Source organism: Coprococcus aceti, assembly GCF_025567285.1.
GTDB classification, from domain to species: Bacteria; Bacillota; Clostridia; order Lachnospirales; family Lachnospiraceae; genus Coprococcus; species Coprococcus aceti.
Genome location: NZ_JAOQJT010000006.1, coordinates 209,261 through 220,099 on the forward strand (window position 1 = coordinate 209,261; position 10,839 = coordinate 220,099).

11 protein-coding genes and 1 riboswitch are annotated in these 10,839 nt (G+C 42.9%); of the genes, 8 read left to right on the forward strand and 3 right to left on the reverse strand.

Going from position 1 to position 10,839, the window contains the following annotated elements:
- Positions 1-47 precede the first annotated feature (47 nt).
- Complete coding sequence (locus OCV54_RS10005) at positions 48-1,004, reverse strand: SPFH domain-containing protein (RefSeq protein ID WP_055143974.1); 957 nt, start codon at positions 1,002-1,004, stop codon at positions 48-50.
- Between the two features lie 53 nt (positions 1,005-1,057).
- Entirely contained in the window at positions 1,058-1,504 is a 447-nt protein-coding gene (locus tag OCV54_RS10010; RefSeq protein ID WP_015533182.1) for an NfeD family protein, read from the reverse strand.
- A 249-nt stretch (positions 1,505-1,753) separates the two neighbouring features.
- Between OCV54_RS10010 and OCV54_RS10015 the strand changes: the two genes are divergently transcribed.
- On the forward strand, positions 1,754-3,418 hold the full coding sequence (locus OCV54_RS10015) for an AI-2E family transporter (RefSeq protein WP_055223823.1): 1,665 nt from the start codon (positions 1,754-1,756) through the stop codon (positions 3,416-3,418).
- 70 nt (positions 3,419-3,488) lie between these two features.
- On the opposite strand, the gene OCV54_RS10020 is transcribed toward OCV54_RS10015, so the two are convergent.
- Positions 3,489-3,674: a DUF4250 domain-containing protein gene (locus OCV54_RS10020; protein ID WP_015533181.1), complete on the reverse strand. Its 186-nt coding sequence runs from the start codon at positions 3,672-3,674 to the stop codon at positions 3,489-3,491.
- A 169-nt stretch (positions 3,675-3,843) separates the two neighbouring features.
- On the opposite strand from OCV54_RS10020, the gene OCV54_RS10025 reads away from it, so the two are divergent.
- The 7 genes from OCV54_RS10025 to OCV54_RS10055 all read left to right on the forward strand — a co-directional run bounded on the left by OCV54_RS10025 (position 3,844) and on the right by OCV54_RS10055 (position 9,981).
- Positions 3,844-5,499 (forward strand): putative polysaccharide biosynthesis protein, encoded by a 1,656-nt coding sequence (locus OCV54_RS10025; protein WP_055223825.1) that lies wholly within the window; start codon positions 3,844-3,846, stop codon positions 5,497-5,499.
- Between the two features lie 90 nt (positions 5,500-5,589).
- Entirely contained in the window at positions 5,590-6,228 is a 639-nt protein-coding gene (locus OCV54_RS10030; RefSeq protein WP_055223826.1) for a chromate transporter, read from the forward strand.
- The gene (locus OCV54_RS10035) at positions 6,228-6,800 is read left to right on the forward strand and encodes a chromate transporter (protein WP_015533178.1); all 573 of its coding nucleotides are present in this window, start codon (positions 6,228-6,230) and stop codon (positions 6,798-6,800) included. Before OCV54_RS10030 ends, OCV54_RS10035 begins: the two co-directional genes overlap by 1 nt.
- Positions 6,801-6,888: 88 nt before the next feature.
- Positions 6,889-7,323, forward strand: a complete 435-nt coding sequence (locus OCV54_RS10040) for a hypothetical protein (protein ID WP_015533177.1) — start codon at positions 6,889-6,891, stop codon at positions 7,321-7,323.
- A gap of 203 nt (positions 7,324-7,526) precedes the next feature.
- Positions 7,527-7,976: a MarR family winged helix-turn-helix transcriptional regulator gene (locus OCV54_RS10045; RefSeq protein WP_055223828.1), complete on the forward strand. Its 450-nt coding sequence runs from the start codon at positions 7,527-7,529 to the stop codon at positions 7,974-7,976.
- Positions 7,973-9,322, forward strand: a complete 1,350-nt coding sequence (locus OCV54_RS10050; RefSeq protein WP_055223831.1) for an MATE family efflux transporter — start codon at positions 7,973-7,975, stop codon at positions 9,320-9,322. Before OCV54_RS10045 ends, OCV54_RS10050 begins: the two co-directional genes overlap by 4 nt.
- Positions 9,323-9,411: 89 nt before the next feature.
- Positions 9,412-9,514, forward strand: a riboswitch (cyclic di-GMP riboswitch).
- Between the two features lie 110 nt (positions 9,515-9,624).
- Complete coding sequence (locus OCV54_RS10055; RefSeq protein ID WP_242859647.1) at positions 9,625-9,981, forward strand: response regulator; 357 nt, start codon at positions 9,625-9,627, stop codon at positions 9,979-9,981.
- Positions 9,982-10,839: the final 858 nt, after the last annotated feature.

The following is a 10,839-nucleotide window of genomic DNA, read 5'->3' on the forward strand; positions in this document are numbered from 1 at the left end:
GCACGTCTTTTAATATCTGTCTTATTTATTTGTAATAGTCTGATATGTTACTGCTTTGATATGGCAGCAGTTTCAGTGCTCTTGGCAACCTCTACAATAGAAGAGGTGAGACCTGCGATTCCCTGTATCTCTGATGGGATGATGATCTTGGTAGCCTTGCCGTCTGCAGCCTTTGTAAATGCTTCCAGGCTCTTTAGAGTGATGACCTGATTTGTAGGCATTGACTCATTCAGTGCTCTGATACCATCTGCATTTGCCTGCTGTACAGCGAGGATAGCCTGTGCCTGACCTTCGGCTTCCTTGATAGTTGCTTCCTTCTTAGCCTCAGCACGGAGGATCTGAGAAGCCTTCTCAGCCTCGGCCTCAAGGATGACTGACTGCTTGTTACCTTCTGCGATGAGGATGGCTGACTTCTTCTCACCTTCAGCACGGAGGATCTGCTCACGTCTCTCACGCTCTGCCTTCATCTGCTTCTCCATGGCATCCTGAATAGCTGCAGGAGGGATGATGTTCTTGAGCTCTACTCTGTTGACCTTGATTCCCCAAGGATCAGTAGCCTCGTCAAGTGTTGCTCTCATCTTGGTGTTGATGGTCTCTCTTGATGTAAGTGTCTGGTCAAGCTCGAGATCACCGATGATGTTACGAAGTGTGGTAGCTGTCAGGTTCTCGATGGCCATGATAGGATTCTCAACTCCGTAGCTGAAAAGCTTAGGATCTGTGATCTGGAAGAATACGACTGTGTCGATCCTCATTGTTACGTTATCCTTTGTGATAACCGGCTGTGGAGCGAAGTCAACAACCTGCTCCTTGAGTGTAACCTTCTTGGCTACCTTATCGATAACAGGCATCTTCATGTGAAGTCCAACAGACCATGTTGCCTGATATGTTCCAAGTCTCTCAATTACATAAGCGTGTGCCTGTGGCACGATCTTGATCGTACTGCAAATAATAACGATTACGATCAGACATAAAATGATAATAAGTGAAATTCCTGCTCCGTCCATAATAATCTCCTTAATTAAAAATGTGTGTGTCTTAAGCTGATAAGCCCTTAGCTTTATATTGCCGGCTTTCCTGCCTTTTCTACGATTGCTTTGACTCCGGATATCTCGTCGATCACGACCTCGGTTCCGGTTTCAATGGTATCGCCATGTTTGGATCTTGCTGTCCACTCAACTCCGTTGATCAAGACCTGACCGGTGGACTTGAGATTGTCTATGTCAGCAGATACGATAACGTGTTTGCCGATAAGACTTTCTACGTTTGTCTTCACCAGTTGGTTGTCAAGATGCTTCTTGGCAATCGGTCTTGTCGTGAAGAAAAGAATAGTGGTGACAACAAGAAATGCAACGATCTGTAGTGGCAGCGATCCGCTGAAAAAAGCGATGATCATTGCCACCAGGGCTCCTCCACATGCCCAGATGGTTGTAAGTCCAAGCGATATGATCTCAGCAATGAGACATACGGCAAATATGATAAGCCAGGTTGCAATCTCCCAATTCATATAGAACACCTCCCTCGTTTAGGAAATCCTGGTATGCGATACTTTTCGCATTTGCCCTTGGCTAGTTCTCATTTTACTAAAAAACAGTAGGGTAAACAACATAAATTTTCTGAACATACTATCCCCTAAAGTGCATTATATGCACGAATTATAAAATTTATGAGATTAAGTGATAAATGTATGGTTAATTTTGCGTAAGCTGTATTGAACAGGTTTGGAAAAACTAATATAATAAACACATGCTAAAGAATGGGAGAGAAGAAGTTGGCTGTTAATAATAAGAAGAAAAGAATTCTCAACATAAGTCTGGCGGTCATAGGAATAATCGTTGTCGGACTCCTTTTTAATAAGATACTGGAGCAATGGTCGGGATTTCGTGCGATACTTGACAAGATATCGAGTGCATTTGCACCGATCATAGTGGGCGCAGTCATTGCGTTTCTCATGAACCCGATACTTGTTTTTTTCGACAGATTATTTCATACGATATTCCAGGAGAGAGTCATATCGGATAAGAAAAAATTGTTCAAGGTTTCGAGAACTTTGTCGGTTATTTTAACTACCATAGTGTTCCTTGGAATCATAACCGGAATAGTGTGGCTGGTGGTTCCTCAGCTCTACGACAGTATCAAGCAGCTTGTGGGCAACATGGATACCTATTATTCCAACCTTCAGACGATGGTGGAGAATATAAATGAGAAGTTCCAGAAGCTCAATATACCTGAGGATCAGATCAACAAGTATATGAACAATGCATATCTCAAGGTTCAGGATATGCTGAATACCAAGATCATGCCAAATGTGGACAAGATCGTGGTGAACATAGGAAGTGGAGTGTTCTCAGGACTTAAGTTCCTGTACAATTTCCTTATAGGCATTGTTGCTTCGATATATGTGATGGCAAACAAGGAATATCTTGCTTCAAGGGGAAAGAAGATAATATATGCGGTATTCAAGGTGAAGAATGCAAATACTATCCTTGACGGACTTTCAGAGATGAACAGGATATTTGGTCAGTTTATAAATGGAAAGATACTTGATTCACTTATTATAGGAATGATCATGTTCATAGTATCAACGATACTCAATCTGCCATATGCGGTTCTGATAAGTGTTATCGTTGGAGTGACAAATGTCATACCGTTCTTCGGACCTATCATAGGAGCTGTGCCATGTTTCTTCATCGTGCTCATTGCAGATCCTATAAAGAGTCTTGTGCTGCTCATTGTTATACTTGTACTGCAGCAGTTTGATGGAAATATCCTCGGACCGAAGATCATCGGAGATACCACAGGACTTTCAAGCTTCTGGGTGCTCACAGCGGTCATAGTTGGCGGCGGTTTGTTCGGATTCTTTGGAATGCTTCTCGGAGTTCCTGTATTTGCCTGCTGTTACATGTACATCAACAGGACATGCACTGCAAAGCTGCAGGAGAAGAATCTTGCGTTCAAGACATCCGAGTATGAGAAGATTCGCAGGATAGATGAGGAGACGGGAGAGCCGATATATATAACTGAGGAAGAAGAGGATATAAGGTTCAAGAAGAAGACGCCGGAGCAGAAGCTTGCGGAGCGTGAGAACAAAAGGAAGCTCAAGCAGAAGCAGCATATGCTTCAGTACCCATCAGATCTTCCAGATGATGAATATGTGAAGTCTGGCACTGCGCATGCAGATGATCAGTCTCAGGATGACGATGATTCAGATGATGATCCTATCAGTATATTTGATAAATTCATGCATGTTATGAAGAGCGTGGCCAGCAGGGCGGACGCTGAAAAGCTTGCAAATAATATAGTAGGAAGTGATGCAGAGCCTGATAAGGAAGCTGACAGCAAAGATGACGCTGAAGAAGTTGGAAATGGTCAGGCAAAACCGGAGAGTGATAAAAAAATTTCCGGGAATCAGGATAAATAAAACATAATATCAGCACGGGGAAAGCAGATGCTGTCCCTGTCTGACAAAAGAGAAAAGAACAGATTTGCTTTTACACAAATCTGTTCTTTTCTGCATCGTATGAATAGTCGATGGATGCGAGCTTACTCTTGATATCATCTGCATTTACACATAGTGAGCTGCAGAGCTCGTCAAGACTTGGATAGTCATCTCTGAGCTTCGTGTTGATGAAGCTGAGAAGCACCATAGGATCCTTTGGAAGTGAAGAGTATTCCATGGTTAAAGTTCCTCCTTGTGGTATATTGGGTCATAATATGCATCGTGTTTATAAATATTATGGTTGAATTAACTGCATAAAATTGGTATATATATAGTTTGTGATATATATCAAAGATACAAATTGAATTTTACAACAGTGATTTAGAAATGGCAATAAGGAGTTAGATATGAGTACAAATACCGGTACGGCAAAGAAAGGAAAGCTATCAGGAAAGGGAAGTAATCTGGCGCTTCAGGCAGGAATCCTGGCGGGAGCCGGAATCGTGTCGAGGATCATCGGCCTTCTGTACAGATCACCTCTGTATCAGATACTTGGAGATGAGGGAAATGGATATTATGGTTCAGCGTATGCAATATACGCCATGGTCATAATGATCGCCACATACAGTATTCCTACAGCGGTGTCGAAGCTTGTTGCCGGTAAGATAGCTATGGGACAGTACAAGAGTGCCAGACGTATATACTACTGTACATTTATATATGTAGTCATAGCGGGTGCTGTGGCGGCATTGATCACGTACTTTGGAGCCGAATGGTTTGTAAGTGACCAGCCAAATGCAGTCTTAAGTCTTAAGATACTTGCCCCTACTATATTTATATCGGGCTTTCTTGCAATATTCCGAGGATATCTGCAGGCGTACAACACGATGGTGCCTACATCTATATCACAGATCATAGAGCAGCTTGCAAATGCAGTAGTCAGTATCGTCGCTGCGTATATGCTTGCAAAGCCATTTGCCGCTGGAACAACCGAGCATGCAAAGTATGGTTCTGCCGGAAGTGCCATGGGTACAGGTGCCGGAGTCCTTGGAGGATTGATATTCATACTGTTCGCTTATGCGAGAAGAAGAAAGGGTATCATGGAGTCTGTGAAGAACGATACAAGTCCAGACACCGAATCCTATGGAAAGTTATTCAGAATAATCATTGCCACAGTCACACCTATCGTGGTGGCAGCAGTGGTGTATAACGTGCTCACACCTATAGACATGAAGGTATTCTATGTGGTCATGAAGATGAAGGGCATGGATTCCCTGGAGATGGCAAAGCTGTATGGAATTTACTCAGGACAGTATACAGTTCTCACGAACCTTCCGCTTGCCATAGCAGCTTCAGTTGGAATCGCATATATTCCGGGAATATCCGGTGCGTATGCAAGAAATGACATGCAGAAAACCAATAAACTCCTGAATCAGGCGCTCAGCATGTCCATGCTGGTCACCATACCGTGTGCGGTTGGAATGGGAGTCCTGGCTAAGCCTATAATACAGCTCCTGTTCTCAGGTGCGGATCCGATGGCAGCCAAATGTATGTATCTTGGATTCATATCCATAGTGTTCTTTGCACAGTCAACTGTAACCAACAGTGTGCTTCAGGCCATGGGTAAGGTGATGGCACCGGTTATCAATGCCACCCTTGCACTGGTGATACATGTGGTGGTTCTTGTTGTTATGCTGTACTGCACAGACTGGGCACTTTATGCACTGGTATTTGGTTCGATAGTGAACTCACTGCTCATATGTATATTCAACCAGCGTTCGCTCACAAAGTACAAGACCGGCAAGATGGACAACAGGCGAATATACGTTGCACCTACTATAGCATCTATCTTCATGGGTGTTGTTACGATCATTGTATATGAGGGCTGCAGGAAGCTTCTCGGCAACTGGGTGATCGCGATGTTTGTTGCAGTATTTGTGGCGATCATATTCTATGCGGTGGCTATACTCAAAGCCGGAGGATATACGGAGGAGGAACTTCTCAATATGCCTAAGGGAGGTCTTATTGTGAGGTTTGCGAAGAAGTTCAGACTGATAAAATAAAATGTTTGTATAAAAATGTTTCCAAAATTTCTCGAATAGGAATATACTTGTATCTGGAACGTGAAAACGTTTTCACGAGAAAGGTATATTATGGAAAGAGGAAAAAAGAGTAAGACTCTTCTGAAGATATTCATAACAACATTATATCTGAGCACCTTTACCTTCGGGGGTGGATACGTCATCGTATCTCTTATGAAGAAAAAGTTTGTGGATGAAAACCACTGGATAGAGCAGGACGAAATGCTTGATCTTGTGGCCATAGCCCAGTCGTCACCGGGACCGATCGCGATAAATGGAGCAATAGCGGTGGGCTATAAACTGTGCGGCATGGCAGGGACACTGGTGGCCATAATCGGAACGATCATACCGCCATTTGTCATCATATCCATCATATCTTACTGTTACAGCGCGTTCAGGACTAACTGGGTGATCAGTGAGATGCTGGAGGGAATGCAGGCCGGTGTAGCTGCGGTCATTGCATCAGTGACATATGATATGGGAGCAGACATAGTAAAGCAGAAGGATGATCTGGGGATATTGTTCATGATAGCTGCATTTGTTGCATCCTACATATTGGAGATAAATGTCGTGTTCATAGTAATTGTCTGTGGACTTGTCGGCGTTTGTAGAGGACAGCTGGAGAAAAGAAGAGGGCATGGGCATAAAAAGACAGAGGATACTTCTGACGGAAATCCTGAAAACCATCCCGACAAAGGGGGGATGGAATAATGATCTATTTGCAGTTGTTCCTAAGTTTCTTCCAGATAGGACTCTTCAGTTTCGGCGGAGGTTATGCCGCCATGCCGCTTATACAGGGACAGATAGTGAAGATACATGGGTGGATGACCATGTCAGAGTTCACGGATTTGATCACTATATCCCAGATGACACCGGGACCTATAGCGGTCAATTCGGCGACATTTGTGGGACTCCGGGTGGCTGGATATGTCGGCGCGGTGGTTGCCACGCTCGGATGTATACTTCCTTCATGTATCATAGTCACAGTCATAGTAAGACTTTATCTGAAATACCGCAAACAGGACATCCTTCAGGAACTGCTCGGAGGAATAAGACCTGCGGTTGTGGCGATGATCGCATCAGCGGGTGTTTCGATATTTGTCACGGCGGTCTGGTCTGGGATTGACATGATAAGTATCGCTGGAACTAAGTGGAATCTCGTGGTGATATTTGCGGTAAGTGTTGTTCTGCTTAGAAAATTCAAACTGAATCCTGTGTGGGTGATGCTGCTTTCCGGCGGGATGCAGGTGATCGTGGGGCTTGCTGGTAGATATCTGATCTGAGTAAAAGCATACTATAATTTTAATTAAATTGTAATGTGAAGAACTTTATTATAGTATGTAAAAAGTAGATGTGGTGGGGAGTTTGCATATGAAGAAGAAAATATTGATATGTCTGGTAGTACAGTTCATATGCTGGGGCATGATGACGCTGTCTGATTACATGGAAGAAACATATAATGATAGTTATAATCTGGTCGTTGTATTTGCTGTACCCCTGATATGCGTAATTCTGTATATTATATTCAGAAAATGGATATACGATAATCAGATTGTGCGGCTGAAAGATGTCGCCATAATCTGTGCGGCGTGGATGATCAGTGGATTGATACTGGGATTCCTGATCGGTGCTCTGGTTATCAATGAAATGTGGATAGTGCCGCAGGCTACAGGAGGATGGGAGCATCTGCTGAATGGAATCGAATATATGATGTTTGCTATTACGCTTGCGGGAATACCATTTGTGGCGGTGGTATTGATCGAATCGGTTATAGGGATAGTAAAGGTAGTTAGTAAAAAGGATTGAATAATTAAATGCTTCATCTGTGAGAGAATCAGGTGGAGCATTTTTTTTGCATGGTGGTTAATGTATTAAACGGGCATATGAAGAGTTTGTATACCCCTTGACAAAAAGAAAAATATGAATATACTTACCAATGATAATTACCTAAAGTAATTATACGAAATAACAATAAAATAATATTTGATAAATTTACAGGAAGGAATGCTATGACAAAGGAAAAGATAAAACAGGTGATGGATGCCTGCTATCAAGCTAAGAGAGTCAGAGATATGATGCCAAAGCTGCCAAATGGAGTCACACCGACTCATATACATTATCTTGATGTGATAACGAGATTTGAGAGGTCTGAGACTGAGGTAAAGGTCAGTGATATAAGTGATGAGCTGGGGCTCCCAAGACCGGGCGTGACAAAGACGATAAAGGATATGGAACGCTTGGGATTTGTTGAAAAGAAGGCTTCAGAGGCGGATGGACGTTTTGTGTATATCAGGAGCACTCAGGCTGGCAGAGATCTGGTTTGCAAATATGTTGATGAGTATTTCGCAGGACTGGGGGAGTCTCTTGCCGATATCACAGATGAAGATGCAGATATTATGATAGCGACCATTGAAAAAATTTATGATGTTATGAGCAAAAGGAGTCAGAACATAAGATGAGTGTACAGGATAAAACAGATTTTACACAGGGAAGTATAATTAGAAAAATGCTCCCATTCATGGGGCCGATTCTTGGAGCACTGATACTTCAGGCTGCATATGGTGCGGTTGACCTGCTGGTGGTTGGAAGATTCGGTTCGACGGCGGGGCTTTCAGCCGTATCAACAGGCAGCCAGGTGCTCAATCTGGTTACATTTGTGATAACAGCACTTGCTATGGGTGTCACAGTGCTTATTGCCAGATATATAGGCGAAAAGAATACGGATCAGATAGGAGAGCTTCTTGGAGGCGCCACGACTATATTTGCAATACTTGCGGTGGTGCTGGCAGTTGTCATGGTGACGTTTGCAAGACCTTTGTCCGTGTTGATGCAGGCACCGGCAGAGGCGGTCACTCTTACATCGTCGTACGTGAGGATATGCGGAGGCGGAATATTTTTCATTATGGCCTACAATGTGCTCACCGCGATATTCAGAGGATTTGGAGACAGCAAATCACCTCTTATATTTGTGTTTGTGGCATGTATAGTAAATGTTGTCGGTGACCTTATACTGGTTGCGGGATGTCATCTGGATGCTGCGGGTGCAGCCATAGCAACCGTTGTTGCCCAGGCTATCAGTGTGGTTCTTGCGCTGGCACTGTTAAAGAAGAAAAAGCTTCCATTTAAGATATCAGGAAAAGATTTCAGATTAAACAGACAGTGCAGAAGATTGCTCTCAGTGGGACTTCCGCTGGCGATGCAGGAGTTCCTTACACAGATGTCGTTCCTTGCTCTGTGTGCATTTATCAACAGACTGGGCCTGGAGGCATCATCCGGATATGGAGTTGCCTGCAAGATCGTCAATTTTGCCATGCTGGTTCCGAGCTCACTTATGCAGTCCATGGCTTCATTTGTATCCCAGAATGTCGGAGCGGGAAAAGAGGACAGAGCAAGAAAAGCCATGCTTACAGGAATGGGCATAGGACTGTCTGTAGGCGTGGTGGTATTCATTGGTGTGTGGTTCTTTGGTGACAAAATGACATCAATTTTCACCACCGATGCGTCTGTTATCCAGAGGGGCTTCGAGTATCTGAGGGGATTTGCGCCTGAGACTATAGTCACGGCGGTGCTGTTCAGTATGATAGGATATTTCAATGGGCATGAGAAGTCGCTGTGGGTCATGATCCAGGGACTTATACAGACTCTGCTTGTGAGACTTCCACTGGCGTATTACATGAGTATCCAGCCGGATGCAAGCCTTACGAATATTGGACTTGCAGCACCTATAGCCACATGTGTCGGCATCGTGCTCAACGTCATATTCTACATCGTTATGTCAAAGAAGTGGAAAACGGAAAAGACCTGAAAATAATTAAATAAATGCTTGACAAATAAAACAAATGATTATAATACTTTAATCAGAAAATTGTAATCTATATGAAAAGAATTTGAAAAATAAATATTTAGTAAACCCGTTGAAAAGCGGTGACACAAAGCCATATGGGTCTAAGGTCTGAAAACAGAGAACTGTTTCGGACTATGACAGCCGGTTGCAGTATAATTTCCCTGTTGGAACTAGTATGTACAAAGAGGAGTATAATTATATTTATTAAAAGCGACTGGAAGAATATCAGAAGATCTGATTATTCGGACAGGAGAGTCCTTCTTGTGGAGGACAATGATCTGAACAGTGAGATCGCATCGGAGATCATAGGAATGACGGGAGCCAGTGTGGAGATCGTTGAGAATGGCAGGGAGGCTGTGGAGAGGATAGAGAATGCCTCCGAGAACTGGTATGACATAGTGTTTATGGATGTTCAGATGCCGGTCATAAATGGGTATGAGGCCACCGCCGCTATAAGAGCACTGCCTGGAAGAAGAGGCCAGATTCCTATTATAGCCATGACCGCAAATGCATTTGCTGAGGATGTGCAGCTTGCAAAGAACACGGGGATGGATGAACACATAGCGAAACCGCTTGATTTTGAAAAATTGAACACAGTGATGGAGAAATATCTGAACTGATAAAATGTAGCAGCCAGCCGGGGGTGACCCCCCGGCTGGCTGCTGTAGTTTTGATCAGAGGCTGCAGGTCAGATCATTTTTTTGTAGCGTGCCATATCGGTCTTACTTATTCCCATGGAAATACACACTTTTTCAAAAGGTTGCTTAGTATTCTTCATCAAGTTCTGTATGGCAGCTACCAGCGCTCCGTCGGCGCCAATCTGTTCACTTTTCGATAGAAAAAAGTATGTTGGGAACACAGTATGAGAATCGTGCAACGGAGATCATAGATTTTATTTTACCACGAAAAAAGGATGGAACTGCGATATATCAAGTTTTGAAGGAGGCACTGGGTAAAAAATAGTTATGGGATTCCGATAATAATTATAAACATTGAAATTAAGCCACGGGTGTAGTACAATTACCGTGCTATTGGGGCTTTTTGCGCCCTGAAAACAGATGGTACACTAAATGGTATACCATATAATCGGCAAAGTCAGAATATCAAGCAAAATCAAGGCTTTAAGAAAGGAAAATAGAAAAAATGAAATTAGGAATCGTTATTTATCAGCCTTATTTTCATAATTCTATATATCCTCATAAATATCGATAAAGCCTTATAAATCAAGGGTTCTTCGGTGATTGCTAGAAACATAAAATCTAGTATAAATTTATATAATTAATAAAAAAATGGTACACTAACTGGTACACCAAAAATTAACTGAGTAATGTAGATATAATAAGATTGCCCCAAGATAGGATTATAAGATAAAGACGTCAGCATAGAAATGATATGTACCCAGAATCCTGGACACATATTTATGAACTAGGCTGAACACATGGATGCTATCCTGTATTGTACAGGTGGCATCCATTTTG